General features: G+C 58.1%; 22 protein-coding genes, 1 pseudogene and 1 riboswitch. Of the genes and pseudogenes, 2 read left to right on the top strand and 21 right to left on the bottom strand.

What is annotated here, in order from left to right:
- Positions 1–268: 268 nt before the first annotated feature.
- From RZS32_RS10225 to cobW, 17 genes and pseudogenes are all read right to left on the bottom strand, one after another.
- Complete coding sequence (locus RZS32_RS10225) at positions 269–1,246, bottom strand: arginase family protein (protein WP_317056879.1); 978 nt, start codon at positions 1,244–1,246, stop codon at positions 269–271.
- A gap of 59 nt (positions 1,247–1,305) precedes the next feature.
- Positions 1,306–1,473, bottom strand: coding sequence for a hypothetical protein (locus tag RZS32_RS10230; protein WP_339106609.1), 168 nt, complete (start codon positions 1,471–1,473; stop codon positions 1,306–1,308).
- Between the two features lie 168 nt (positions 1,474–1,641).
- Positions 1,642–2,244, bottom strand: coding sequence for an amino acid synthesis family protein (locus RZS32_RS10235; RefSeq protein WP_317056881.1), 603 nt, complete (start codon positions 2,242–2,244; stop codon positions 1,642–1,644).
- 19 nt (positions 2,245–2,263) lie between these two features.
- Positions 2,264–3,055, bottom strand: coding sequence for an alpha/beta fold hydrolase (locus tag RZS32_RS10240; protein WP_317056882.1), 792 nt, complete (start codon positions 3,053–3,055; stop codon positions 2,264–2,266).
- Complete coding sequence (locus RZS32_RS10245; protein WP_317056883.1) at positions 3,048–4,124, bottom strand: ABC transporter ATP-binding protein; 1,077 nt, start codon at positions 4,122–4,124, stop codon at positions 3,048–3,050. Before RZS32_RS10245 ends, RZS32_RS10240 begins: the two co-directional genes overlap by 8 nt.
- A gap of 10 nt (positions 4,125–4,134) precedes the next feature.
- Entirely contained in the window at positions 4,135–4,941 is an 807-nt protein-coding gene (locus RZS32_RS10250) for an ABC transporter permease (protein WP_317056884.1), read from the bottom strand.
- Positions 4,941–5,765 carry an ABC transporter permease gene (locus tag RZS32_RS10255; protein ID WP_339106610.1) on the bottom strand — a complete coding sequence of 275 codons (825 nt, stop codon included), beginning with the start codon at positions 5,763–5,765 and terminating at the stop codon, positions 4,941–4,943. Before RZS32_RS10255 ends, RZS32_RS10250 begins: the two co-directional genes overlap by 1 nt.
- Before the next feature lie 29 nt (positions 5,766–5,794).
- The gene (locus tag RZS32_RS10260; protein ID WP_317056886.1) at positions 5,795–6,871 is read right to left on the bottom strand and encodes an ABC transporter substrate-binding protein; all 1,077 of its coding nucleotides are present in this window, start codon (positions 6,869–6,871) and stop codon (positions 5,795–5,797) included.
- A 51-nt stretch (positions 6,872–6,922) separates the two neighbouring features.
- Positions 6,923–7,975, bottom strand: a complete 1,053-nt coding sequence (locus RZS32_RS10265; protein WP_317056887.1) for an LLM class flavin-dependent oxidoreductase — start codon at positions 7,973–7,975, stop codon at positions 6,923–6,925.
- Between the two features lie 8 nt (positions 7,976–7,983).
- Positions 7,984–9,492, bottom strand: coding sequence for an aldehyde dehydrogenase (locus tag RZS32_RS10270; RefSeq protein WP_317056888.1), 1,509 nt, complete (start codon positions 9,490–9,492; stop codon positions 7,984–7,986).
- Positions 9,489–10,487, bottom strand: coding sequence for a flavin reductase (locus RZS32_RS10275; protein ID WP_317056889.1), 999 nt, complete (start codon positions 10,485–10,487; stop codon positions 9,489–9,491). Before RZS32_RS10275 ends, RZS32_RS10270 begins: the two co-directional genes overlap by 4 nt.
- A gap of 84 nt (positions 10,488–10,571) precedes the next feature.
- Positions 10,572–12,332, bottom strand: a complete 1,761-nt coding sequence (locus RZS32_RS10280) for a helix-turn-helix domain-containing protein (RefSeq protein WP_339106611.1) — start codon at positions 12,330–12,332, stop codon at positions 10,572–10,574.
- Between the two features lie 494 nt (positions 12,333–12,826).
- On the bottom strand, positions 12,827–13,435 hold the full coding sequence (cobO, locus tag RZS32_RS10285; RefSeq protein ID WP_317056892.1) for a cob(I)yrinic acid a,c-diamide adenosyltransferase: 609 nt from the start codon (positions 13,433–13,435) through the stop codon (positions 12,827–12,829).
- A 61-nt stretch (positions 13,436–13,496) separates the two neighbouring features.
- Positions 13,497–13,886, bottom strand: a complete 390-nt coding sequence (locus RZS32_RS10290; protein WP_317056893.1) for a GFA family protein — start codon at positions 13,884–13,886, stop codon at positions 13,497–13,499.
- Positions 13,883–17,616, bottom strand: a pseudogene (cobN, locus tag RZS32_RS10295) (cobaltochelatase subunit CobN). Before cobN ends, RZS32_RS10290 begins: the two are co-directional and overlap by 4 nt.
- Entirely contained in the window at positions 17,616–18,071 is a 456-nt protein-coding gene (locus RZS32_RS10300) for a GNAT family N-acetyltransferase (protein WP_317056894.1), read from the bottom strand. Before RZS32_RS10300 ends, cobN begins: the two are co-directional and overlap by 1 nt.
- Positions 18,068–19,132 carry a cobalamin biosynthesis protein CobW gene (gene cobW, locus RZS32_RS10305; protein WP_317056895.1) on the bottom strand — a complete coding sequence of 355 codons (1,065 nt, stop codon included), beginning with the start codon at positions 19,130–19,132 and terminating at the stop codon, positions 18,068–18,070. Before cobW ends, RZS32_RS10300 begins: the two co-directional genes overlap by 4 nt.
- Positions 19,133–19,200: 68 nt before the next feature.
- On the opposite strand from cobW, the gene RZS32_RS10310 reads away from it, so the two are divergent.
- On the top strand, positions 19,201–19,527 hold the full coding sequence (locus tag RZS32_RS10310; protein WP_317056896.1) for a DUF1636 domain-containing protein: 327 nt from the start codon (positions 19,201–19,203) through the stop codon (positions 19,525–19,527).
- Between the two features lie 4 nt (positions 19,528–19,531).
- Here the strand turns inward: RZS32_RS10310 and RZS32_RS10315 are convergent, their stop codons facing one another.
- Genes RZS32_RS10315 through RZS32_RS10325 form a run of 3 tightly spaced genes read right to left on the bottom strand, consistent with a single transcriptional unit; the run spans position 19,532 to position 20,937 of the window.
- Positions 19,532–20,026, bottom strand: coding sequence for a hypothetical protein (locus RZS32_RS10315; RefSeq protein ID WP_317056897.1), 495 nt, complete (start codon positions 20,024–20,026; stop codon positions 19,532–19,534).
- Positions 20,027–20,079: 53 nt separating this feature from the next.
- Positions 20,080–20,769, bottom strand: coding sequence for a CbtA family protein (locus RZS32_RS10320; RefSeq protein WP_317056898.1), 690 nt, complete (start codon positions 20,767–20,769; stop codon positions 20,080–20,082).
- A gap of 3 nt (positions 20,770–20,772) precedes the next feature.
- Positions 20,773–20,937, bottom strand: a complete 165-nt coding sequence (locus RZS32_RS10325) for a CbtB domain-containing protein (protein ID WP_317056899.1) — start codon at positions 20,935–20,937, stop codon at positions 20,773–20,775.
- A gap of 36 nt (positions 20,938–20,973) precedes the next feature.
- Positions 20,974–21,192, bottom strand: a riboswitch (cobalamin riboswitch).
- A gap of 230 nt (positions 21,193–21,422) precedes the next feature.
- On the opposite strand from RZS32_RS10325, the gene smc reads away from it, so the two are divergent.
- A complete protein-coding gene (gene smc / locus RZS32_RS10330; protein ID WP_339106612.1) occupies positions 21,423–24,875 on the top strand; it encodes a chromosome segregation protein SMC in 3,453 nt (1,150 codons plus the stop codon).
- A gap of 5 nt (positions 24,876–24,880) precedes the next feature.
- Here smc and RZS32_RS10335 read toward each other — a convergent pair whose 3' ends face one another.
- Positions 24,881–26,068, bottom strand: a complete 1,188-nt coding sequence (locus RZS32_RS10335; RefSeq protein WP_317056900.1) for a DMT family transporter — start codon at positions 26,066–26,068, stop codon at positions 24,881–24,883.
- Between the last annotated feature and the right edge of the window lie 65 nt (positions 26,069–26,133).

Raw genomic sequence — 26,133 nt, forward strand, 5'->3', positions numbered from 1 at the left:
AGACAACTTTTGGTCTGGGCGAACGGTGAGGCTGTGAGCAAAAGTCTGCTCTGAGCCCGTTTCTACAAATGCTGCACCCAGTTCAAACGGCTGCTTTAGTAGTTTCGCGAGGATCAACCGTCCAACACATAGCCAGATTTTGCGATGGACGATTACGTTATTGATCGGAATTGAACTCAGGAATCTTGACCTGCCCCCCGCGAGGAAAGCAGCGATAAAGAGGATGACAGCATCCATCTGGCTTTGGGGTCAGCAGTTTCGTCTTCTTCTAGGAAACTTGGTCTGATACAAGATTTTGCGCAAAACAGAACAGCGTCAGTATTTCAAGTGCAACTGTGCCGGCCAAAAAGGCCGTCATGCCCCCCAAGTCATGCGGCGGCGAAACGGTGTTGATGTCAGCACCTACTAAGTTTAACCCGCTCAAGGCTCGTAGGAAATCCAACCCTTCCCTCGCGGTGGCCCCACCCCAGGTTGTTGTGCAAACGCCGGGCGCACAGGACGGGTCAAAAAAGTCCATGTCAAAGCAAAGGTAAACCGGGCGATCCTGTAGTTGCGCCTTTAGCCTGGTTGCCGTTACATCCAGACCGTCTCTGAACATCTCAGCCCCGTCTATGAGCTCGTAGCCGATTGACCTTGTGTGATCAAAAACCGTGCCATCTGCCACCGGGCCGCGCGCACCGACATGGATAGAAGCCTCGACGTCGATCAACCCTTCTTCCGCTGCACGGGTAAACGTTGTGGCGACGTTGAACCGCAAGTAATCGCGATTGCCATCCCCTGCATACGTGTCAGTGTGGGCATCAATGTGCAGAACGGCGAGGTCGGGATAGCTCTTGTGAGCGGCCCGAAGAAGCGGAAGTGTGATATTGCCATCGCCACCGAAGGCCAACATGGCAGCATCGGCGCCAAAAATGGCTGATGCCGCTTCCTCGATCTCGTGAAAACTGTCTTCAATGACGCTTGGCGTGGTGTCAGCGTCTCCGCAATCAATCACGTTCAGAAGGGTCAGCGGGTTGAAGGTGCTGAATGGCGGCTGGTAAGGGCGTACCAGCAAGGAATGCTCGCGAATAGAGGCCGGGCCGGTGCGCGATCCGATCCGTGTGGGATGCAAACCACCGTCATAGGGAACGCCCAGAATAGCGGCCTTGGCAATTGTCAGATCTGTAGAGTATGGCACGTTCATGAACGTGGCTGGCCCGACAAAGGGGCCGGTCTTTTGTGGTTCGACAATGCCAATTTTGGCCATGACCTGCTCCTAAGGCAACAATGGGCATAAATACGTGATATCTGCCCGTTATTGTGCGGTTAACTGACGATCGTGTCCAGATCGCGGTTCGGAATGTGTGAACGGTCGCTGGCATGCCGATCCCCGTCGGTGACCACTTGAATTTTCAGATTGTCCAGGCTGCCGGAACCGCGATCGCGCAACTCATCCGGAAACAGATCTGCCGCAGCAAAGTTGATCGATCTCATGCCCTGGCCCATAAAGACTTCAACCTGTCGTAACTTCAAGACAATCTATTCCGGCTTCGGTCGCTTACTCGCCATTCTCAGCCCTCCGTTTCCCAAACATAGCAGCGGACCAGATCAAAAAGGGGGCTTATCAAAGGACTGAATGCGGTTTCATTGGATGATCACAGCTTACCCCTTATCTGGGCGCACTGTTTGATCATGCCCCAGTTCTTCCATGTCCTGGTACCGATCGCCGATGCGATGATGGGGGCGGCCGCCGGTCGCGACGCCGATTGCAATCAAAACCTCATCCGGCCCCGGCGCGTCGGGAATGTTGAACTCGACCGTCAGGAAATGCGACCGGGTGCCGCCTTGAGTGATATGTTTGAGCGGCATGGTGATGGAGTTGCCCGGACCACCGCGTTTGTTTGAAAACGGGATGAATTCACTGCTTTGGACGGCATCGCGTAGAAAGTTGCCAAACCGCAGGGTGTGGATAAGGGCCGAGCCGTGCTCGATCTCGCCATTCACGCCGACAATGGCCGATTTGCCAAAGGCCTGGACCCGGTCGCCCCCGCCCACCAAGGGCATCAGGCGGGTCACCATTTCCTGGCCCAGTATGGGGGCGAAGGCGTGGATCTCTGGGCGCAGATCCTCGACAAACCGGCCCGACCATGGGTTCTTGAGAACCGCGGCGATCGCGGCCATTCGAAGGGGCGGATTGGCGGGCTTGTGCCCTTCGATCAGGGTGTCTTCTATGAAGGTGACATATTTACGGATTTCGGGTGTCATTTGGATTTTGGATCCTGGTTCAAGCGCCGCAATGTTCGGCAAGGAAGGGGTCAATGAGCGCTGCGATCTGTTCCGGGGCCTCCAGCAGCACTGAGTGTTTGAGACGCGGCAGGATGTGAAGCTGTGATCCTGCAATCTGGGAATGGATAAATTCGGACATGCGTGGATTGGACCCGATGTCGTTTTCACCGGTCATGATGAGGGTGGGCGCGGTCACCCGGTACAGGTGGTCACCCAGATCGCTGCCTGCCAGCACGCGGTAGGCGGCGACATAGCATTCGGGATCGTTCTGCAACGATTTTTGCCGGCGCGCCTCAAGCACTTCGGGATGGGCCACAACGAACTCTGGCGTGAACCAGCGGTCGACCGCGTTGGCCAGATGGCGAGTGGCCCCTTCACGCGCCAGGGTTTCGGCCCGTTCATTGACGCGGATCTGCTCTTGTGGTGTGCGCCCGGCGACGGTTGAGATCAGCGTCAGGCATTGCACCCGTTCGGGATGGTCGAGAGCAATGGCCTGGGCCACCAACCCGCCCAGTGAAAACCCCACGACCGACACGCATTCCACGCCCAGATGATCGAGCAGGGCCACTGCGTCGCCGCTGAGATCTTGCAGCGTGTATGGCCCCGGCGTGCGGCGCGATTGTCCGTGCCCGCGCTGATCATAGCGAAGATAGCGACGCCCCGGGCACAGATTTCGCAGCACGCCATCCCAGCTTTCGAGATCTGCGCCGACACCGTGTACAAATAGCACCGGTGCGCCCTCACCCTCATCGCGATAGTTCAGAGCAACCGACCCGCTGAGTTCATACATCCGCCAGGATCCTCGCATCCTGCGAGCGGAAACTCAGCGTCGCCTGGGCCCCGATTTCAAGCGCAGTGGCCTCAGCCTGAGCGGCCTGTTCCAGCGCGATGATTTCGGTGCCGTCCTCCAGTGCAATCACTGCTTTGCGTGACTGGCCCAGATAGATCAGCTCTTTGACAGTGCCGCTCAGCATGTTGTCATCACCGGCCACGGTCGCGTCACCCACGACATGCAAACGTTCCGGGCGCACAGCAAGAACAGCGCCCGATCCTTCGGGCAAGTCGCGGCTCAGCTGTCCCCGCAGCCCACGAACGGCCCCTGTTTTGCCTGTGATCTGTTCGACAGAACCGGCGATAAAATTGGTTTGGCCAATGAAATCGGCAACGAATTTGGTATCCGGTGCTTCATACAGGTCTCGGGGGCTGCCGATCTGCTCGATGCGGCCGTCATTGAATACGGCGATCCGGTCGGACATGACCAATGCCTCTTCCTGGTCATGGGTGACATACAGAACAGTCGCGCCCAGATTCTTGTGCAGGTGCATGATCTCGATCTGCATGTGTTCGCGCAGCTTCTTGTCCAACGCACCCAATGGTTCGTCCATCAGCAAGAGGCTTGGCTTGAACACCATTGCACGGGCCAGAGCGACACGCTGTTGCTGGCCCCCCGACAGTTCCTTGGGCAGACGCAGCCCCATTCCGGCCAGCCCCACCATTTCAAGCGCTTCGTCCACGCGCCGCCGCCTGTCGGCCTTGGGCACGCCACGCATTTCGAGGGGGAAGGCCACGTTTTGGGCCACGGACATATGCGGGAACAGAGCGTAGTGCTGAAACACCATTCCGATATCACGTTTCCAGACCGGAATCGGATCAAGCGGCTTGCCCTGAAGGTGGATATGCCCCTCGGTCGGTTCGGTGAACCCGGCCACCATCATCAATGTCGTGGTCTTGCCCGACCCCGACGGACCAAGAAATGTCACGAATTCGCCCGGAGCAACGTCAAGGTTGATGTCCTTGGCGGCATCAACGGGACCATAGGCCTTGCCGATATCGGACAGTTTCAAGATCGGTTCAGTCATCGCGGGATCCTTACAATCCGGGCGCCCGGCCTGAACGGCGGCGTGCCAATCCATCCATCAGCAGGGCGAAAAGTGAAAAGAGGAACAGGACAGTGGCTATCGCGGCAATGGTCGGGTCGGTGTCACCCTTGATATTCGACCACATCTGCACAGTCACAGGCCGCACCCGGGGGGTAGACAGGAACAGTGACACGATCAGTTCATCAAACGAGATCACCATTGCAAAAAGCATGCCCGACATAACCGCCGGTGATATCAGTGGCAGGGTGATGCGGCGGAACGCGGTCCAGGGCGGCGCACCACAATTGCTGGCGGCATCCTCCAGTCGCCGGTCAAAGACGGCCAGATTGGCGCTGACCGTGGATAGCACGAAGGGCAAGGTTAGGATGACATGCGCGATGACGAGCCCCGACAATGTACCGTAAAGGCCCCAGATGCGGAACACGCCAAAGATTGCCGCGGCAGTGATGATCACAGGGATGATCAGCGGCGCCATCAACAGGCCGCGAATTGCCACTGCCCAGCGGCTCTCCATCCGGCTGAGTGCCAGGGCGGCCGCCGTGCCAAAGACCGTGGCCAGGATGGCCGCCGGTATCAGGATTTTGACCGAAGTCCATAATGTTCTGGTCCAGGTTGGGTTCGAAAACATCTTTTCGTACCACTGCAAAGAAAACCCGGGCGGCGGAAAAGTCAGGTACAGGGCCGAGCTGAACGAAATCACCAGTGTCACCACCAGCGGCGCCAGCATGTAGACCACCAAGAGCACGTTGATTACGCCACGCAGTCCGATCCAGAATTTCTCGGAATGGAACAGCATCAGATACGCCCTCCCCGGATTTTGAGCAGGGCGTTGATCAGCAGGAACAACAGGCCGGTGCCCACCAGCAGGACGATCGCCAGAGCAGAGGCCAGCGGCCAGTCGCCAAATTCGTCGATGCGTTCAAAGATCAGTTGCGCGATCATGATGTCGCCACGTCCGCCCAACAGGGCCGGGGTGATGAAATACCCAAGCGCGATGATGAACACCAGCATGGCACCGGTCAACAGCCCCGGAAGGCAAAGCGGCAGATAGACGCGAAAGAATGCGCGGATCGGCGTGGCCCCAAGATTGTTGGCCGCCCGCACAAATGATCCGTCGATCCGAGCCATCACCGAAAACAGCGGAAAGACCACAAAGGGCAAGAGCACCTGCACCATGCCCAACAGCACGCCAAACCGATTGTAAACTAGGTCCAGCGGTTCGGCCATCATACCGACACCGATCAGAACATCATTTATGATGCCACCTCGTTGCAGGATCACAAGCCAGGCAAAACTGCGCACCAGGATCGAGGTCCAAAAGGGGATAAGCACGGAAAAGATCAGAATTTTGCGCACCCAGGGGCTGGAATGGACCATGGAATAGGCCACCGGAAACCCAATGAGTGCGCAAAGGATTGTCGTGGCACCTGCAATTGCCACCGTGTTCCACAAGACGCCCAGATAGATCGTCTTGGAAAAGATGGTGAAATAGTTTTGCAGACCCCAGACGGGTTCAGAGACGCTGCGCTGTAACAGCCAACTGACGGGATACAGAAAGCAGATCCCAATCAGCAGCAATGCCGGCATCAGCAGCCATATGTTACGATCTTTGAAGGACATCGCACAGCGTCTCCGGTATCGCAGTCAGATCACGAAAGCTTCCATTCGGTCCAGCGTTCGGTCATCTCTGCCAGGTTGTCGCGCCAGTATTCGGCGTTGATCAGGATACCCTTGTCGGCGTTTTCCTGGGTTGTTGCCAGCCAGGGCAGAACATCGTCTTCGATCATGTCAAAGGCCGCCGGATTGCAGGGTGCATAGGCCAGCGTATTCGCCATCAGTGCCTGATTGTCGGCATCGACGGTTGCATTCATGAAATGCTGGGCGACTTCGGCGTTTGGCGCACCTTTCGGGATCACCAGATAGTCGATCGAACGGATGTTCTGTTCCCAGGTCAGGTTCACCGGAGCGCCCTTTTTGAAGACGTCGAATGTCCGGCCGTTGAGCAAAACGCCAACACCCACCTCGCCATCGACGAACAATTGTTGTGCGGCCGAGTTGGAGGTGTACCAGATCACGTGGTCCTTGATCGTGTCGAGCTTGGCAAAGGCCCGGTCGACATCCAGAGGATACAGATCCTCTCTGGCCACACCATCGGCCATCAGGGCAATCTCCATCATCGGATAGACACGATCGCGCAACGCCCGCTTGCCCGGGAACTTCTCGACGTCAAAGACATCGGCCCAGTTCTGCGGAGTGTTTTCGCCCACCACATCGGTGTTGAAGGCCACGTTGTAGGACCAGATGATACAGCCGATGCCTTTCTGGTGCACATAGGCCTGATCCAGCGGGCTGGCGTCGACAATGTCAAAATCGAGATCCTCGAACAGCTCTTCATTGGCCACGAGGAAGGTGTCGGTCACATCCACCGTATCCCAGATCGGCGCGCCGGCCTCGACCATGGTGCGCAGTTTGGATCCGTTCATCGGGCCATCTTGGATGACCGTGGCGCCGGTGGCTTCCATGAACGGGTTGCAGTATGCTGTTTCTTGGGCGGCCTGATAGCTGCCGCCCCAGCTGGCAAAGACCATCTCGCGGCCCGACAAATCGACCGCGGCGTGGGCAGACCGGGTTCCGATGCCCAGGGCCGCCACCGATGCCGAGGCATAAAGCGACGTGGTCAGGAATTTACGGCGGCTCAGTCCCGCCAATTTGGTTTGGTCAGTCATGGTTTAGCTCCCTATTGGTTGACTGTTCTTGGGTTAGGGGACTGGCCGCATTCAGGCGGCCAAATCCTTGGTCTTGAAGTGAGGGATGATGCGCTCGCCAAACAATTCAATCGTGCGCGCGGCATCCTGGTGCGGCAAGCCGAAGGTCGGGCCGATCATGATGTGGTCGATCCCGGCAGTCTGGTAGCGTTCTAGTTTCTCGATCACCTCGTCCGGCGTACCGAATAAAAGGTTATCCCTGAGGTTTTCCGGCTGGTACTCGCCCCGAGCGGCAACTGTGTCGAAGTCCACCGGTTCCGGGAAACCATTGGTCACCGAGCCCGAGTTCTTGAACAGGTTTTCAAAATTACGCCCGAAATTGATGGCCGATTTGACGGCAGTTTCCAGAACACCCGGATCGTCATAGACACAGCAGACCCGCAGCGTTGCATGGGCAAGATGTGCGGCGTTTCCAGCAGCGGCCCTGGCGGCGTCAAACTTGGAGATCAGATCCTCGACCTCGCCGAAATCCTTGCGCAGGGCCGTGGACATGACGTTGCAGTTGTTGGACAGTGCGAATTCAAACGTGTTCTGGTCGCGTGCGGCCACCCACATGGGCGGTGCTTTCTGGATTGGTTTGGGGACACAGGCCACCGAGGGAAAGTTCCACAATTCGCCAACATGGGCATAGTCGCCCTCCCAAAGCCGCTGAACCGCCGGGATGATCTCGCGCAGGTAACGCCCGCCTTCGCCCTGGGGCATACCACCCGCCATGCGGTCAAACTCGTACTGATAGGCTCCGCGGCCCAGGCCAAGCTCTAGCCGGCCACCGGTGAGGATGTCACACATCGCGGCCTCACCAGCCAGGCGGATGGGATGCCAGTATGGTGCTGCAACCACCGCGGTGCCAAGCCGGGCATTCTGGGTGTGATTGGCCCAATGCGCCAACAGTTGGAACGGGTTGGGAGAAATGGTCAGTTCGATTGTGTGGTGTTCGGCCGTCCAGATGATATCGAATCCGGCCTGATCCGCAATTTTGACCAGCTCGAGTGCTTCTGCCGCGACCTCCTCCATGGATTTAGTCGTATCGAAACGGGCCATATTAACGACGATGGAGAACTTCATGTTGTGTCCTATTTGTTGATGCGCATCACAAAGGCGTCCTGCTGGGCGCCGGAATAGTCGATCACGACCGTCTTGATGCGGCTGTACTCTTCGATAGCGGCAAAGCCGTTGTGTTTGCCGTAACCCGAGGCCTTGAAGCCACCGACAGGCGACATCACAGAGGGGCTGCGGTAGGTGTTGATCCAGACCATTCCGGCCTCGATCCTGCGCATGAAGCGCAGCGCGCGGTTGATGTTTTGCGTCCAGATGCCCGAGGCCAGCGCGAAATCGCTGTCATTGGCCTGCTGAAGAAGGTCATCTTCGTCGCTGAATTTCAGGATAGCCAGCACCGGACCGAAAATCTCTTCGCGGGCGATGCGCATGTCGTTGGTGACATCGGTGAAGACCGTGGGTTCCACATACCAGCCATCGCCCAGCCCCTCGGGCCGCCCGCCACCAAAGGCCAGTGTTGCGCCTTGTGATTTGGCGCTTTCAACGAATTCGGCCACCTTTTCGACCTGGCTCCAAAGGGCCAATGGTCCAAGTTGCACGTCATCACGCCGCGGATCGCCGATTTTAATAGCGCGGGCTTTCTCGACGATGCGTGCCACGACCTCTTCATAGACGGTCTCCTGCACGAAACAGCGTGAGCCTGCGACGCACGTCTGCCCGGCGGCTGCGAAAATACCTGCCACGACACCGTTGGCAGCGGCATCCAGATCGGCATCGTCACAAACCACATGTGGGGATTTTCCGCCCAGTTCCAGCGAAGAGGGTGTTAGCGTATCGGCGGCGTTCCGGGCGATCACCCGGCCGGTGGCGGGCCCGCCGGTAAAATCGATCTTGGCAATGCCGGGATGGGTGATCAGGGCGTTGCCCGCGCTGTGTCCATAGCCGGTAACCACGTTGAAAACACCGTCAGGGAAACCGGCCTCGGTCACCATTTCGGCAAAGGCCACAGCCCCGGCGGAGGCATGTTCGGACGGTTTGACCACCACCGTGTTGCCGCAGGCCAGAGCCGGGGCAATGGCGCGGACCATCATATAAAGCGGTGAATTCCAAGGGATGATCACACCGATGACGCCCAAAGCTTCGCGCACGGTGAAATTCAACATGTCGGGCTTGTTCACGGGGATCGTCGTGCCCTCGATCTTGTCTGCCATCCCGGCAAAGTACCGCAGGCCCACAGGCAGCGCCTGGGCCAAGGCACGCATTTCGCGCAGCAGTTTGCCGTTATCCTTGACCTCGATCTCGGCGATCCGGTCGATGTTTTGTTCCGGGATCTCGGCCAGCCTTTGCATCAGCAGGCCACGCTGGCTTTGCGTGATATCGCGCCAGACCGGATCGCGCATTGCGGCGCCAGCGGCGGTGACGGCGGCATCGACCTCGGCGTCTGTACAATCTGATATCCGGCACCAAACCTGTCCCGTTGTCGGATCGTAACAGTCGATCTCGGGGCCATCAGATGCGCGATAAGCTCCGCCGATGCTGATGGGAAGGCAGGTGTCCTGCATGTGTGCCACGGTAATTGCGCTCACGCGATATTCTCCTGCTCGTTCATCAGTTTGCTCCAGGGGGTGGCGTTGCGATCAATCGGGTTGATCTGTCCGGCGCTTTTTGACCCATCGACGTAAAGACCGAACCGCGCCTCGCGGAATTCAGATTGATAGCGCCGCAGAACCGATCGCACTGGTCGAAGTGTCACATCCTGCAAAGGAAGGTCCTGTACCGGAAACAGCCGCAGATCGTCGGACAATGGCCCGTCCTCCATGTCGCCATGAAAGATCAGCCAGGTCGCATTGCCTGATGGGGCGTCGAACACTGAATAGAGAAAGCCTAGTTCGGCACGGATGCCGGATTGGCACAGAGTATCTTCCAGTGCGGTTCGGCCTTCGCGAAACCCCGGGCGCGCCGCCCCCATCGGCAGCCCCCAACCTTCGGACGTTTGGCGCAGCAGGACCTGCCCCTGGCAATTCAGTAGGCACCCCACCCGGACGCCCCCGTGATGTGACACGGATTCCGCGGCGGTCTCGGCCAGGCCCAGATCGAGATAATGACCCCTCAAGTAGGCCAGTGGCCGTCCGTCCGTCTGATCAAAGCCTGCAATCCGCCCGATCAGGACGACATGATCACCGGCGTCCACCACGTTGTCGGTTTCACAGTCGAACCAGGCGACGGCCCCGTCGATCAACGGGTTTTTCAATGCACTGCTCCGCCAGATCACATCGGCAAACCGGTCGGGTACGCGACTGGCAAAGCGGTTGGAAATGCCCTTTTGTGCCTCGCCAAGAATATTCACCGCAAAGTGACCGGCCTGGGAGAAATGACCGATATTGGACGAGGTCTTGGCAAGGCACACCAACAGAAGGGGCGGTTCCAGTGAAACCGAGGTAAAGGAATTGGCCGTGAAGCCCACCGGTGCACCTTCGGATGTTCGGGATGTGACCACGGTCACCCCCGTCGCGAAACTGCCAAAAGCCTGCCGCAAGCGCAGCCTTTGATCGCTCCGTTCACCATCCTTCTGTGCTGCCATGGAAACGTTTTCCCCTGCTGTCCAATTCGAGACTAATAGGCAGGGCGGCGGTGTGGCTTCCACCGGTTTGATTTAGATCAAAGTTTATTTTTCCTGTGTTTTATAGGAATTTTGAATCTTTGAGAGGCGAATTGCCAGATCCATCTCGAAGCATTTGTCCGAATCGTTGAAATCAATCCCATGTTGATCCTGCAACTGATCCAATCGGTAGCGCAACGTCGTGACATGGATGCCCAAGGTGTCTGCGGCCTCCTGATACCTTCGGCCCACGCGCAGGAACACGTCTATGGTCTCACGCGCAACCTGAGCCTTGCGCGATGACCCTGACAGCGCCCTGGGCAGCACGCTGTCCAGAAATGTTTGGATTCTCGACAAATCCGCAGAGGCCATCAAAAGAGGAAAGTCACCCATGTTCACCGGGCTGATCCATCCCTCAATCTGCATCGAGCGGGCCACTTCCATCGTGTTGACGCAGGTCTGTCTTGCATTGGGAAGATCCGCGATATCGACCAGCCGGTCCGACATCACCAGGACCGCACTGTCCGGCAAGACCGTTCGAATGCGCGACAGAAACGTCACCCTGCGATCCGGGGCCTTGTCCTTGTCATCGCCCAGCAAAAGCACCAGTCCATTATCCAGAAAGCAGGATATGACCGGACCGAACACCAACTGTGCGCTGCGTTGGACAAAGCTGTGCATGCCCTCATCGACAGAGTCGCCCGTCGGCAGGTCAATCATGATCAGTCGCATCGGGGTTTGCAGATCGAAATCCAGCATATGCGCTTCGTTCAGCATTTCCTCACGGTCACGCCAGTCTCCGCTTAGCAGTCTTGATAGCAATCGCCGGGCCGTCACCCTGCGCGATCTGAACTCGATAAAGCTGCGCAAAATAAACGATGACAGCGCCAGCCGGCCCGCCTTGGCCGCAATCCTTTCATGATCGCTCAGACCAGAGGCGCCAAAGAAGAACAACGCACCGACATGATTGCCGTCAATCTGCAAGGCGCTGATTTCAGACCGTATTCTAGAGCGGCCAATATACAGTTCCACCAATTCCTCGCTGGCATGTTCCTTGGCCGCGATGGCCGCGCGAAGCAAATCGTCCGAGACGCGGCGTGTTGTTCCCATTGGAATGGGCGGTGGAGTGTCCGGGTCAAAAAGGCCGCGCCCCGACGTCAAATCGACCGCCAGCCAACCCGCCGGAAACAGGCCGCTTAGCCCCCCGGCCAATGTATCGGTGGCCTCGGAATCCAATGAATTGTCAAGCGATGCCGTCATGTTTTCCAGGATCGCTTTTAGCCGCTGTGCCTGAAGTCGTTCGTTCTCTAGTTTGCGAATCTTCCGAATGGCGATGTTGGTGAGCTCCGCGACACATTGCAGGAACCCAAGATCGGCCTCGTCGACATCGACAACCCTGCGGGCCGCAACCGAGTAGACCATGGGCCTTTGTTCGGCATCCTGAACATCAAGGGGGATCATAACCGCCGTGTGATAGCGGCGGCGTAGTGCGTCGTCGCGAAAGTTTGGAACATCGTTCTGCGCTGCCGTGTCCCGCATGATGAATGGCTCTCCGGCCTCCAATACCTGACGGACCGGGCTGCACCGCGCATCCCAACCAGGAACCCGGCTTAGGTCTCCTCCGAAAAACGGATCATGGCGAACGATAGGGATGGCAAGACCCGCATCCAGATCGAGAACCTGAATGCTGCTAATATCCCATTTCGAATGCGCGCAAACGCCTTGGGTCAGCAGCTGATAGGTTTCTTCAGTGTTCTGACTTTCGTCGATAATCCGGGCGAGTCTGGAAATGCTCAGCAACTGGTTTTCCAAGTTTGGAACGATCATCTCCTGCAATCAATCCTCCGCGGGCATTTGCCTGCTTGTGAAGAGGTTCACCAACCATTGTCAATCAGACAGGTTTTTCCTGCCGTCTTCCATATCTCTGATGTTGCACCCCTGACAGGGACAGTTTCAAGGCACAAAAAGGATAGATGGAAACTCATCACCGTCTCATCATGCGGGAACAATCTCATTTGCCCCTTAAGGTTCAGATTTGTGAGATAGTTGGATCGGCAATTTCGGAAGGATGAATAGGGACTGGGAGCTGATTGCCATCTTGTCGAGAACTATCACGACAGCTAAATGTTTTTAGAAATGCAGTTTTCTCGTCCAATGAGACACTTGTGGACTTGCGGCTCATCGTTGCCAAGGACCGCAGTGGATAGTTCAGAATTGAAGCTCAATTTTGACCGATGCGGTTCTAGCCACAACCAAATTTGAACCGGACATTTAAGTTTGTATCGCGAATGCCTGGTTTGTCCGCAAACCAGCCTTCTACCCTAAAACTCCACGCCAATCTGCGCTTTGATGCCAGAGCGGAACGGGTGTTTGACCAGTTCCATTTCTGTCACAAGGTCAGCCGCTTCTATCAGTTCGTCCTTGGCGTTGCGGCCTGTGAGGACGACATGGGTCATTTCAGGCTTTTCCGACTGCAGGAACGCAACCACCTCGTTGATGTCGAGGTAGTCATAGCGCAGGGCGATATTGATCTCATCGAGAAGCACCATCTTGTTGCTTTCATCGCGGATCAGGTCCTTGGCCTTGGCCCAGGCCGCCTGGGCCATTTCGGTGTCGCGGGTTTTGTCCTGGGTTTCCCAGGTAAAGCCTTCGCCCATCGTGTGGAAGGCACAAGTGTCGGAGAATTTTGACAGGATCAGATCGCGCTCACCGGTGGACATGCCGCCTTTGATAAACTGCACGACGGCGCATTTCATGTCATGGGCGATGCAGCGAAAGATCATGCCAAAGGCGGCGGAGGATTTGCCTTTGCCTTTGCCGGTGTGCACGATGATCAGGCCCTTTTGATCGGTTTTTGTGGCCATGATCTTGTCGCGCGCGGCTTTCTTTTTGGCCATTTTCATTGCGTGGCGGTCTGGATCGTCGGTCATGGCGTGCTCCTTGGTGATCTTGATGAAACTGCGCTCAGCTTACCGCTGGTGCAAGTGGAATTCAGGCTTTGTCCTGCGCGCATCCCGGAAAATCCTCTGGCATCCAGGGCAGGCGCTCGTCGGCGTGGTAGATTTCTTGTGGCGTGAGCTTTGAGGGGTCATCCAGCAAGCTTGCATGAAAGTGGAGTTCATTTGGATAGCGGGTCGAGCTGTACGCCACCGACGCGCCACAGGTGCTGCAGAAATGGCGGAAATTTCCCGGAGAAGATTCGTAGACCGTTGGTGTTTCACCCGTCCAGCGCCAGTGCCCGTTGGGATGGCCGACAAATGTGACCAAGGGGGCTCCGGCGCTTCGTCTGCAACTGTCGCAGTGGCAATGGCCGACCCAGTTAGGAGGACCGGTCATCTCGAAGGTGATCTTGCGGCAAAGGCAATGGCCTTTGGTGCTCATGAGGCGACTCCTTCGGGTGCGCGAAGAGATCCGATGCGTGCGCGTGCCGAGTTTGAGCGCGGGGTCCAGAGCCCCCGGTCGATAGCCTCTTGCAGCCGCTCGGCGATCTCACGCAGGGCCGGTGCGTTGTGGTTTGCGATGAAGTCGCGCGTCTCTTCATCTTCCAGAAAGGCCGCTTCGACCATGTCGAAATGGTGGCCTTTCACAGCACCGGTCGTGGCGGCGAAGGCAAAGAGGTAATCAACGGTGGCGGCAATCTCGAAGGCGCCCTTGTAGCCGTGACGCTTGACCCCGTTGATCCATTTCGGATTCACCACGCGCGAGCGGACGACGCGCGCAATCTCATCATCCAGTGTGCGGATCACAGGGCGTTCGGGGCGGGAATGGTCATTGTGATAAATCGGGCGGTCTTGGCCTTGGAGGGTGGCGACGGCGGCGGCGGCCCCGCCTTCAAACTGATAATAATCATCGCTGTCCAGAAGGTCGTGTTCGCGGTTGTCCTGGTTTTGGACAATCGCTTCGGTTTGGCTCAGACGTGTTTCAAAACCGGCGCGATCCGGTGTGCCTTCTTCCTTGGCACCGTAGGCGTAAGAGCCCCATGTGAGATAGGCCTCTGCCAGATCCGCCTTGTTACCCCAGAGACGTTCGTCGATCATCGCCTGCAGGCCAGCGCCGTAGGCTCCCGGCTTGGAGCCATAGATACGCGATTGTGCCTCACCGGCGCGGGTGCGGGCGGCTGCGGGGTTTTGGTCTTCGCCCTCGTCCAGCGCTTGTACCGCACGCGCGGCACTGTCAAAAAGCGCGATGAGTTGCGGGAACGCATCGCGGAAAAAGCCGGAAATGCGCAGGGTCACATCCACACGCGGGCGGCCCAAGACGCTTTCTGGCAAGATCTCGAACCCGGTGACACGGCGGTTGGCGGCATCCCATTTGGGTTTCACGCCCAAAAGCGCCATGGCCTGTGCGATGTCGTCTCCGCCGGTGCGCATATTGGCCGTGCCCCAGGCGGTGATCAGCATTGTGCGTGGCCAATCTCCGTGGGTTTGCAGGTGTTTTTCGATCAGCAGGTTGGCGGATTTCCATCCCAGCGTCCAGGCGGTTGGCGTGGGCACGGCGCGGCTGTCGACGGAGTAAAAGTTCCGCCCTGTGGGCAGCGTGTCGAGACGGCCTCTTGTTGGGGCACCTGAGGGACCGGGTGGGATGGCCTGCCCATCCAGAGCTTTGAGCAGGTTTGCACCTTCCTCAGCACCGCACTGGCCCAAGCTGGGGCAGATGTGCTGCGCAATCTCCTGCATCACCGCTGCGGTGGCGGGCCCGGGGTGATGTGCCACGTCCTGAAATTGCTCAAGTGCCAGGAGCTCGAGCCGTTCAACCGTGTCGCCGTGGCTGCGCCAGGGTTCACCGCTTAGAGTTGCCAATGCCTTTGGTTTTGGTCCTGTCCAAGGAGCGGCCATGTCGCAATCCAGCGGATCGAAATCAAGTTCGAGGTCCTCTGCCATAGCCCGCAAGAGGGAGGCGTTTCCCCCTGTCCATCCCCGCGCGGGATGCGTGCCAAGGCAATGGTGAGGTCCAGAAACTGGCGCCCGGTTGGTGACTGGCCGAACACGTGCAACCCGTCGCGTATCTGTGCTTCTTTCAACTCACACAGATATGCGTCGAGCTTGGCCAGATCAGCGTCTTCATCTTCACCCTTGATACCGACATCCACGTCCAGACCGGTCGCAGAGGTCAGCGAAAGGATTTCACGACGAAGATGCGTGATACGGCGTGGATCGACGCCTGCGGCCTCGTAATACTCATCGACCAATGCTTCAAGATCGCGCAAAGGGCCATAGGTTTCTGCGCGGGTGAGCGGCGGGGTCAGGTGATCGACGATCACCGCCTGTGCGCGGCGCTTGGCCTGAGTGCCTTCTCCGGGGTCATTCACGATGAAGGGGTAGATATGTGGTGTGGGGCCGAAGATGGCCTCGGGCCAGCAGGTCTCAGAGAGCGCCAGCGCTTTGCCCGGAAGCCACTCCAGATTGCCGTGTTTGCCCATATGCACAATGGCCTGCGCGCCAAAATGGTGACGTATCCAGAAGTAGAAGGCGAGGTAGTTGTGCGGTGGGACAAGGTCAGGTGAGTGGTACGTATCGGTGGGATCAATATTGTACCCGCGAGCAGGTTGAATGCCGACAACCGCGTTGCCATAGGTCAGAACAGAGAGTTTGAACCCGCCTGCGGCGGGTGCCTCCGGCGGGGATATTTCCGGCAAGAAGAATGGGTCTTCTTCTGGCGTGCCCCAGCGATCGGTGATCTTTCCCTTGAGCGCCCAGGGCAGGGCGTTGAAATATTCGAGATACGTGTCGAGGGGGAGGGTTTCGCCGCCTGATTTATCGGCGCGATCTGTGAGCCAGTTCGTAGGGCCATTCATTATGGCCTGCATCAGTGTATCGCTATCCTCAGGGGCCTGGTCAATCTGGTAGCCTGCGTTCTTGAGCAGAGCCAATACGTGGACAGTGCCCGCAGGCGTATCCAAGCCCACGCCATTGGCGAGGCGCCCGTCCTTGTTCGGGTAGTTAGCAAGGACAAGTGCGACTTTACGGTCAGTGGCAGGGGTCTGGCGCAATGTGGCGCAGTTTTTGGCCAGCGCAGTCACAAATTCAATCCGGTTGCCTTGCGCATGGTACGTGGCAATTGGGCATTGAGTAGCGTCATCGTAAAATGCTTCACCCTTGAAGCTGATGGCGCGGGACAGGATGCGGCCATCGACCTCGGGCAGGGCCACGTTCATGGCGATGTCACGGGCACTGAGGCCTGTGAGCCCTTCGGCCCATGCCTCTTCTGAGGACCCGGCCAGAACGGTCTGAAACACTGGTGCGCCGTTGGCCGACGGCATGGCAAGCGGGTTTGTCGGACTGTCATCTCCGGCATGTGGGGACCCCACCGCAAAGGACGTGGCGTTGAGGATCACGCTTGGCGCTGCGGCCAGGAACAGCTGATCAAGCGTGGCGACCGAGACCGGGTCTTTCAGGGAGGCGACAAAAACGGGCAGCGGGTTCAAGCCGGCCCGCAACAGGGACCGGGTGAGCCGGTTTATGGGATTGAGGCCTGCGCCCTGGACCAAGGCGCGATAAAAGATGATTGGCACAATGGGTGCGTTTTTGGCCCACGCATCTTGCGCCGTTTTGAGATCAGCCAGACCACTTCCAGGCCAGTAGACGCCCGCGCGCAAGAGCGGGGAAGCGGCGGCAGGTTTTTCACCGCCATTCAGCATGGTGTTTACATAGCTTAGGAAATTTGCGGTGTTTGCCGGGCCTCCCTCAACCAGATAAGCCCAAAGCGCGTCGTAGTCGGCGTCAGAAACTGTTGACAGGCTGCGCAGGTCGTCATCCGGTTTGTCGTCACCGGGCAAAAGCGCCAGCTTTACTTCGGCCTCATGCAGGCGTGCGGCATATTGTTCGGCCCCGTATTTCCAGTATCCGACCCCTCCCAGAACACGAGCGACGACCAGGCGGGATTTCGTCGCACATGTATCCAGATGCAGGTCGACAGACATCGGGTGTTGCAGGTGAGTGAGATTTGCAAGCCTGAGGCTTGGCGCAGCTTCCATTTCAGCGCGTGCTTCGGACAAGGCGGCAAGTTCAGTATCTGCGGCAGAGATAAATATGACCTCAGCCGGACTCTGGTTTAGATCGACGGGTTCTTTCCCGTCATCAATCGCTCCGGGTGTGGCGGCAAGCAAATGCATCAGGTTAACGGCTTTTCCATAAAGACCGAGGTTTCATTGGGTCTGTAGTCGCCAAAGATATCGCAACGGGTAAAACCGTGGCGCTCGTATAAACGCATGGCTGCGGATAGCAGTTCTGCGGTTTCCAGGCGCAGAACAGGCAGGTTGAGTGCACGCGCCTGATCCTCGATCTGACGCAAAAGGGCTGCGGCCACACCTTTGCCGCGTGCGCCGTCGGCAGTGAACATCGACTTCACCTCGCCATAGTCATCCTTTGCAGCCAGCGCCCCTGTGCCCAGTGTGGTGTCGCCAATGCGGGCGGCAAAGAAATAGACATCCGGCTCGCACAGATCATCAATGTCGAGGAAATAGTTGTCCTCGGGCGGAAAGTTGGTGCGCATCAGGTCGTGGCTTGCTTCGAGCAGCGCACGTGGGCCATCCGTGCGTGGATCCGCTGGTTCAATAATGAGCGTCACGCGGCCAGCGCTTTTTCAATGGCCGCACGGTCAAGTCCCGATTGGCCGATGACCACCAACCTTGTTTCGCGGGCCTCTGCGCCAAAGGGACGGTCGAAATAAGTTTCCACGCGGGGGCCGACAGCCTGCAAGGTGAGCCGCATGGGTTTCCCCAATACCGCCGCGAAACCCTTGAGGCGCAGGATATCATGCGTGCGGATCACGTCCGCCACCTGTTCGGCAAAAGCATTTGGATCGCTGATCTCAGACCGGGTGACGACAAACGATTCAAACGCATCGTGGTCGTGATCGTGGTGATGATGGTCATGGTCGTCGTGGTGATCATCGTCATGATGATGGTGGTGATGTTCATGGCGGGCGTCCATGTCCGTCTCGGCACCGACGCCCTGACCCAGCAGCACATCCACAGGCAGCGCACCCATAGTGGATTTCACCACCTGAACGCCATCGCGGCTTTCAGAGCGCAGCTGACCCACCAATGTGTTGGCCTCATCCGCTCCCAGAAGGTCGGATTTGTTCACGACGATCATATCAGCACAGGAGACCTGATCTTCAAAAAGCTCTGACAGCGGTGTTTCATGGTCTAGGTTTTCGTCCTGAGCACGCTGAGCGTCGACAGCGGCCACGTCATGGGCAAACCGGCCCTCGGAAACGGCCTTGCCATCGACCACGGTCACAACGCCGTCCACGGTCACGCGGGTGGAAATCTCTGGCCAGCTAAAGGCACGGACCAAAGGCTGGGGCAGGGCCAGTCCGGAGGTTTCGATCACGATGTGGTCTGGTGCATCTGGGCGGTCGAGCAGTTTTTCAAGCGTTGGAATGAAATCCTCAGCCACGGTGCAGCAGATGCAGCCGTTTGATAGCTCCATCACGTCTTCCTCGGCACAACCTTCGATACCGCAGCCCTTCAGGATGCCACCATCGACGCCAAGGTCGCCGAACTCATTGATGATCAAAGCAATGCGGCGCCCGTTTGCGTTTTCCAGCATATGGCGGATGAGGGTGGTCTTGCCGGCTCCAAGAAACCCGGTGACGACAGTTGCGGGAATTTTCGACTGCATGGTGTTCTCCTTGAAGGGCTTGTCAGTGCTGCTGCCATGGCCTATCGGCGATTTGAGAGGAAATGCCGATGCACCGAATTGTGGTTTGTTCATCTTGTGAAGGCGTGGATGGACCTGCGTTCGCTGAGATGTTGCGAGTTGCCATCGCAGAGCACGGACTGACCTTTGAGGTACAGGACCACATCTGCATGTCGAATTGCGCGCGGGCACTTTCCGTCGCGTTTTCGGCTGCGGGTAAGGCCACGTATCTCTTTGGTGATATCGATCCTGATCGGGACTTGGCCGATACTTTGGCTTTCGCAAAGATGTACATGGACATGCCTGATGGTTGGATCGAAGACGCACGACCGGCTGGGCGTCTGAGACATTGCCTCGTGGGCCGGGTGCCAGCGTAAGTTCTCATTCGATCACAAAGGATTTGATTACTTCGAGCGGCTCACCATTGACGGCCAGATGCGAATGATCATTGGCATTTAGCGTCACGCGCAGGGTGTGTTCACCCTTGGGCAAGGCAGAAAGTTGCAACCACGGTGCATAGGCACGGGTGATTTTCACATCGTTGATGTAAACATGCGCATGCCCTTTCCCCGGCTCATGCTCGCCGTTGACGCCGACCGGGTCAAATTCGAAATTCGTGGTCACAATCTCAAGATTGCGGCTTTGGGGGCCATCTGGATGTAACACAACGCTAAGGGTCGGTGGCTTGTCAGACACGTCTGTCATCTTCGAGTGGTCCATGCCTTCGTGTCCGCCATGATCATGCGCGCTGTGGTCATGCACGGCAGACCCATGTTCATGCCCTTCGAGCTGTGCGCCGCTTGTGGCAGCGATGAGAAACCCAATACCTGTTCCAAAGAACAGTCCGATGATCAGAAAAATGATCGTCTTTGGCATTTCAGAACCCTTTCAAACAAATCCCGGCGCTACGCAACGCCGGGACAGAAAGATTATGCAATGGCTTCTTCCTGGTTTTCACTTTGCCAGAAGTAGCCTGCAAGTGCGCCAAGAATCGCCCAAACTATCAGCCCAACACCAAGCGCGCGGCTGGCAAAGAGCGCGGCAATTTCAGGTGGAACCGGTCCAATCAGGGTATCAGGATGCGGCGCGCCCCAAATATGTGGTGCCAAGATAAGCGCAAATCCAGCGCCCCAAGCCACCCAGTTGGATCCAAAGGCTAAGAGCATCAGGCCAATCCCGGTTGCAGTGACCGTTGACCACCACCAGATTTGCCGAAGCCCAACATCTGCTGCTGCAACACCGGGAACCTCGGGAGGCATCGAGAATGCTGGAGCAAAGTGGAACGTAACGAATCCGGCGATGCCCCACAGCAGCCCTTTGCGCGCGTCGATTTGGATGTCGCGCTCTGCTGCCATAGCCATGGCGGCCACGAGGATAAGCGCATACCCGACGTATATTAGCGCTGAGAAGAGGACACTCAGCCCATCCCGCATGGCGTCAAAGCCGGGAAGTTCGGGGTGCGCAGTCACAGGGTCAGCCCCGAAATGCACCAGATCACCGCCCTCATAGAGTTCGGCATGGAGCAACACAGGTTGCACGAATACGAACTGCAACACGGCTGCCAGCAGCCCTGCGCAGAAGCCAGCGAACAGCGCGCTGGTCAGAATTTTCTGAAACATGGCTTAGTGGCAGGGAAAGCCAGTTGCGTGGCGCACATCATGAGCCGCATCGTGCAGAGCTGCGGCTTGGACATGTCCGGCAACGGTGATGATGCCAAAGCCCAAAACCAGAGCCGCCACGATTGGCAAGACAGAGGATCTGGAGGTGGATTTTACCAGGGTCGTCATAGTTTGTCTCCTTTTACGGCTCTCACCCGAGCCGTTGAATTAGGTTCTACGAAGGCCGGTCTCCTGGCTCGCGGGTCGGTGCATCCATCGGCCTTCCCGGGGTCATCCCAGTGGCGCTGCGATGGGTGCTCTCCGCTTACAGTCGCGGGGGCGGCTGACGATTTGGCGCCCTGAATGGGTCCGCTGTCACGTCATTCCCAGTTTCATCCCCAGTGCTTTGCACATTGCGCGGGGAACCTTGCCTCTCTGGTATGAGACTGACCACACGCCCCGTCAAGAAAGATTCCGACCTCCAGCAGCTTTTGAGCGGCATTTCTCGCCGAAGCTTTCTTAAGGTTTATTCAATATCTTGTGGATAACTGGCAGAGTATAGCCACATACAGGGGTTTTGCGTTGACTCCATGGCTCCGGCTGGCGTTCCATATGCTTCCAAGGCTGGAATCACTTATAAAACCAGATCGGCCAGGTAAGAGGGATCGACACGCGTGCAGTTTTCCAAGCTCAGATTGACAGGCTTCAAAAGTTTTGTGGATCCGACCGACCTGTTCATCTCGGATGGTTTGACCGGTGTGGTTGGGCCAAACGGCTGTGGCAAGTCGAACCTGCTTGAGGCGTTGCGTTGGGTTATGGGAGAAAACCGACCCACCTCGATGCGTGGTTCGGGCATGGAAGATGTGATTTTTGCCGGTGCGGCAACGCGGCCCGCGCGCAACTTTGCAGAGGTCAGCATCCATATCGACAATTCCGAGCGCCTTGCCCCGCAGGGGTTCAACGATGCCGATCATCTTGAGATCGTGCGCCGGATCACCCGGGACGTGGGCAGCGCCTATAAGGTGAACGGCAAGGATGTGCGGGCGCGTGATGTTCAGATGCTCTTTGCCGATGCGTCGACGGGTGCGCATTCCCCGGCCCTGGTCCGGCAAGGTCAGATTTCAGAGTTGATCAATGCCAAACCCACGGCGCGTCGGCGTATTCTTGAGGAAGCGGCGGGGATTTCGGGCCTCTATCAGCGGCGGCATGAGGCCGAATTGAAGCTGAAGGGGGCAGAAACGAATCTGACCCGCGTGGATGATGTCATTGAACAGCTTGCCGGACAATTGGCGCAGTTGGCGCGACAGGCCAAGCAGGCCATGCGCTATCGCCAAATTGGGGAAGAGCTGCGGCAGGCCGAGGGTCTGTTGCTATACCGGCGTTGGAAAGAGGCCGATGTCGTGCGGGCCACTGCTGAGCAGGAGTTGACAGAGCGCACGGCAGAGGCTGGTCGCGCCGAGGCCGCGGCACGTGAAGCCGCCAAATTGCGTCAGCGCGCTGAGGAAGCCTTGCCACCGCTGCGCGAGGAAGAGGCGATTGCCGCCGCAATTCTGCAGCGCTTGATGGTCAGTCGCGATACTCTGGCCGATCAGGAACAGGCGGCGCAGGATCGCATTGAGACCTTGCAGGCGCGCATTGAGCAACTTGAGCTCGATATGGAGCGCGAGGGTAATCTCAACCGCGACGCGGGCGAGACCATCGAGCGGCTCGAATGGGAGGCCAAAGAACTGGCCAAGGCGACTGAGGGGCACGAAGACCGCGTGGCCGAGGCTGCAAAGGAAGCGCAGGATGCGGCGGCTGTGTTGCAGACACGGGAAACCGACCTGTCGCAACTGACCGAAGATGTCGCACGGTTGGCGGCCCGGCATCAATCTGTGCAGCGTTTGGTGGAAGATCATAAGACGACGCTGCAAAAATCTGAGGACCAAGCGACCCACGCGAAAGACGCCGCACAGGCCGCAGAAGCCGCGGTTGCTGAGGCATCGGAACAGTTTGAAACAGCCCAAAAAGCAGAAACCGAAGCTGCTTCGGCCGCCGTCGCAGCAGAGCAAGCGCTGACTGCAGCGGATGAAGCGCGGGCTGATGCACAGGCGCGCGAAGCGGAAGCACGCGCCGAACGTTCGGAGGCAGAAGGCGAGGTCAATGCGCTTTCGGCTGAGGCATCGGCTTTGGCACGACTTCTGGAGCGCGACACCGCTGAGGGTGGTCAGATCGTCGACATGGTGCAGGTCAATGCAGGGTACGAGAAGGCTCTGGGTGCAGCTTTGGCGGATGATTTGCGCGCTCCGGCTGTTGAGAGCGATGGCCCGTCTGGCTGGGTGAACCTGTCGCAGTATTCATCCGCACAAGCCCTGCCAAAGGGCGTTCCGGCACTCAGCGACTTTGTCACCGTTCCGGGTGTTTTGGCCCGACGTATTTCGCAAATTGGTTTGGTTGATCCGGACGAAGGGGCCAAGCTTCAGTCAGACCTCAAGCCCGGCCAGCGGCTGGTCAGTACCGAAGGGGATCTGTGGCGCTGGGACGGGTATCGTGCCTGGGCCGAAGATGCGCCTTCGGCCGCCGCTTTGCGCCTGCAACAGCTCAACCGATTGGAAGATCTCAAACAACAACTCTCACATGCCAACGCGCGCGCCGAAGGGGCCGCTGCAGCGCATGATACGCTCAAGACTCGGCTGACCGATACGACGGAAGCTGACCGTGCTGCCAGAGAAGCGCGTCGGGCGGCGGATAGTGCCATGGCAGACGCAAATCGTGCTCTGTCGCGCGCGGAGGCGGATCGCAACCTTGCGCAATCGAAGCTGGAAAGCCTGAAATTGGCGGTGACGCGGCATGCCGAAGAGGCGCTGACTGCGCGGGATGCCTTGTCAGAAGCTGAGACGGCGCTGGGTGACCTTGGCGATCTGGATGCGGCGCGTGCGCAGGTTGAAGACATCAAGATGACGGTTGAGGCTGCGCGGATCACGATGATTTCGCATCGGTCGTCGCATGATGAACTGCGCCGTGAGGGCGAGGCGCGCACCAAACGGGCGCAGGAGGTAACAAAAGAACTGTCCGGGTGGCGGCACCGGTTGGAAACCGCCGAGAAACGCAGTGCGGAATTGGCGGAGCGCAAGGTTGAAAGCGAAGCCGAACTTCAGGAGGCCATGGCCAAGCCAGATGAGCTTGCCAACAAACGAGCGGCGTTAAGCGAAGACATCACCAAGGCCGAAGCGCGCCGTGCAGAGGCTGCTGATATTCTGTCAAAGGCGGAAGCCGTGGCGCGTGATGCCGTAGCCGCAGAGCGCGACGCAGAGCGCGCCGCAGGAGAGGCGCGTGAGGCGCGGGCGCGGTCGGATGCGCGGGCTGAAGCGGCGCGTGAAACCCTGACATTGGCTGCCACGCGTATTGCGGAAGAGCTTGAGCTGACGCCGGAAACCCTGCTGGAGAAGCTTGATGTTGATCCAGAGGCGATGCCAGCTGCGGATGCGATTGAGGCAGATGTGAATCGCCTGAAACGTCAGCGTGATGCGCTGGGAGCGGTGAATCTACGCGCTGAGGAGGACGCCCGAGAGATTGAGCAAGAGCATATGGCGTTGCTGGAGGAAAAGACGGATCTGGAAGAAGCCATTCGCACGTTGCGCAATGGTATTGCATCGCTCAACAAGGAAGGTCGCGAACGATTGCTCACGGCTTTCGAGCAGGTCAACTCCAACTTTTCTCTGCTCTTCAAACATCTCTTTGGCGGCGGTGAGGCCAACCTGGTGATGGTTGAAAGTGATGATCCTCTGGAGGCCGGTCTTGAGATCATGTGCCAGCCGCCGGGCAAGAAGCTGGCGACGCTCAGCCTGTTGTCGGGGGAGCAGACGCTCACGGCCCTGGCGCTTATCTTTGCGGTGTTCCTTGCCAATCCGGCACCGATTTGTGTGCTTGATGAGGTCGATGCGCCTTTGGACGATGCCAATGTTGGCCGTTTCTGTGATCTGCTGGACGAGATGTGCCGCCGAACGCAAACGCGGTTTTTGATTATTACGCATCACGCGGTCACCATGAGTCGGATGGATCGTCTCTTTGGCGTGACCATGGCCGAGCAAGGTGTCAGTCAGCTTGTTTCCGTTGATCTCAAGAAAGCCGAACAGATGGTGGCCTGAGCGGTCTAACCGCTCAGTTGCCGACCGGGTGGCGCTGTCGTTCTGGCCAGGCGCAAGAGGTCCGGCGGTCGTCGCTTCTTAATCGTGACAGACAGGTGCGTATTTGGAGACTGCGCAGCATCATGACAATCGCTACCCAAGCAAGGTTGTCCCGGAACGCTGTGGACACGCGCTTGTTTGCTGGCGCTGGCCCCGTCGATCATGCGACTGTCATTCGCACCGCTCATCCGGCCTATGAAAATAGCCACAGCGATGAGAATGGCACCGGGGATCAGTCCCGCGCCAGGGTTCTCGCCAAGCAGCAGCATCGCAATCAGAATTGCGGCCAGAGGCGAGAAGGACGTGGCAAGAGCCAGGTCACTTGAGCTGGCATGCTTGAGCGCGAGGTTCCAGGCGATTTGGCCAAAGACAATGACCACACCGGCATAGACCCAGATCCAGCTCCAGAGCACAGGCGACAACAGATCACGGAATGTGTCCGGTCCGAAGATGAGTATTGCCAGCACGAAATATATGCCCGCACCGACGATGGTCCGGTAGACGGAAAAGATACCCATCGGCACGTCACGCAGGCTTTTGCGGGTCACGAGCGTAGAGGCGATATAAGACAAGGTTGCCGCCGCGGCCGCCCATTCGCCGATGCCCAGACCCATCATGCCGCCATGTTCGTTCATGCTGATCATCACGACGGCACCGGTCAGGGCTATAAGCCCGGCAATCATGGCGCGGGGTGGGAAGCGTTCGTTGAACACAAACCAGGCGGCCAGCAGAAACAGAGGCGGTTCGATACGGCTGATCAGAATCACATTTGTGACGGTCGTATTGGCCAGCGCGAAGAAGAAAAGCCCCGGCGTCAGGGCGGAAGACAGGAAGGCCGAGAGAGTCATCACCCGCCAGTCCCGAGGTTTGAGCGCTTGGATGTTGTCGCGGGTCAGGTCCTTGCGAAACAGGATGGCCATCGGGATCACCGATAGAAGCGACCCCAGCAAGAGCAGGTTGGAATAGGTGATCGCATTGCGACCATTGCCGACAGGATTGGCGGCACCAATATCAACGAGCTGCGTCACAATGGAATTTGAGGCGGCGTAGATCACCACAGCGATCCAGGCAAAGAGCACACCAAACCGCGACAGAGGCCACCGCGGCGAAAGCGGCAGCCCTGCGACTGGGGTGTTTGTGGCAAGAAGTGCCATGGTGTGCGTCTCTCCTTCGTGGACCTTTAGGCCCGAATTTCGACACGTTTTTTCACGCGCGTTTG

The sequence above is a fragment of the Roseovarius sp. W115 genome, assembly GCF_032842945.2.
Classification (GTDB): domain Bacteria; phylum Pseudomonadota; class Alphaproteobacteria; order Rhodobacterales; family Rhodobacteraceae; genus Roseovarius; species Roseovarius rhodophyticola.

What these genes read in the sequence shown, in the direction of transcription:
- RZS32_RS10225 (WP_317056879.1), bottom strand. Translation starts at nt 1,246, where the DNA reads ATGGCCAAAATTGGCATTGTCGAACCACAAAAGACCGGCCCCTTTGTC.
- RZS32_RS10230 (WP_339106609.1), bottom strand. Translation starts at nt 1,473, where the DNA reads ATGAGATCGATCAACTTTGCTGCGGCAGATCTGTTTCCGGATGAGTTG.
- RZS32_RS10235 (WP_317056881.1), bottom strand. Translation starts at nt 2,244, where the DNA reads ATGACACCCGAAATCCGTAAATATGTCACCTTCATAGAAGACACCCTG.
- RZS32_RS10240 (WP_317056882.1), bottom strand. Translation starts at nt 3,055, where the DNA reads ATGTATGAACTCAGCGGGTCGGTTGCTCTGAACTATCGCGATGAGGGT.
- RZS32_RS10245 (WP_317056883.1), bottom strand. Translation starts at nt 4,124, where the DNA reads ATGACTGAACCGATCTTGAAACTGTCCGATATCGGCAAGGCCTATGGT.
- RZS32_RS10250 (WP_317056884.1), bottom strand. Translation starts at nt 4,941, where the DNA reads ATGCTGTTCCATTCCGAGAAATTCTGGATCGGACTGCGTGGCGTAATC.
- RZS32_RS10255 (WP_339106610.1), bottom strand. Translation starts at nt 5,765, where the DNA reads ATGTCCTTCAAAGATCGTAACATATGGCTGCTGATGCCGGCATTGCTG.
- RZS32_RS10260 (WP_317056886.1), bottom strand. Translation starts at nt 6,871, where the DNA reads ATGACTGACCAAACCAAATTGGCGGGACTGAGCCGCCGTAAATTCCTG.
- RZS32_RS10265 (WP_317056887.1), bottom strand. Translation starts at nt 7,975, where the DNA reads ATGAAGTTCTCCATCGTCGTTAATATGGCCCGTTTCGATACGACTAAA.
- RZS32_RS10275 (WP_317056889.1), bottom strand. Translation starts at nt 10,487, where the DNA reads ATGGCAGCACAGAAGGATGGTGAACGGAGCGATCAAAGGCTGCGCTTG.
- RZS32_RS10280 (WP_339106611.1), bottom strand. Translation starts at nt 12,332, where the DNA reads ATGATCGTTCCAAACTTGGAAAACCAGTTGCTGAGCATTTCCAGACTC.
- cobO (WP_317056892.1), bottom strand. Translation starts at nt 13,435, where the DNA reads ATGACCGACGATCCAGACCGCCACGCAATGAAAATGGCCAAAAAGAAA.
- RZS32_RS10290 (WP_317056893.1), bottom strand. Translation starts at nt 13,886, where the DNA reads ATGAGCACCAAAGGCCATTGCCTTTGCCGCAAGATCACCTTCGAGATG.
- cobW (WP_317056895.1), bottom strand. Translation starts at nt 19,132, where the DNA reads ATGCAGTCGAAAATTCCCGCAACTGTCGTCACCGGGTTTCTTGGAGCC.
- RZS32_RS10310 (WP_317056896.1), top strand. Translation starts at nt 19,201, where the DNA reads ATGCACCGAATTGTGGTTTGTTCATCTTGTGAAGGCGTGGATGGACCT.
- RZS32_RS10315 (WP_317056897.1), bottom strand. Translation starts at nt 20,026, where the DNA reads ATGCCAAAGACGATCATTTTTCTGATCATCGGACTGTTCTTTGGAACA.
- RZS32_RS10320 (WP_317056898.1), bottom strand. Translation starts at nt 20,769, where the DNA reads ATGTTTCAGAAAATTCTGACCAGCGCGCTGTTCGCTGGCTTCTGCGCA.
- RZS32_RS10325 (WP_317056899.1), bottom strand. Translation starts at nt 20,937, where the DNA reads ATGACGACCCTGGTAAAATCCACCTCCAGATCCTCTGTCTTGCCAATC.
- RZS32_RS10335 (WP_317056900.1), bottom strand. Translation starts at nt 26,068, where the DNA reads ATGGCACTTCTTGCCACAAACACCCCAGTCGCAGGGCTGCCGCTTTCG.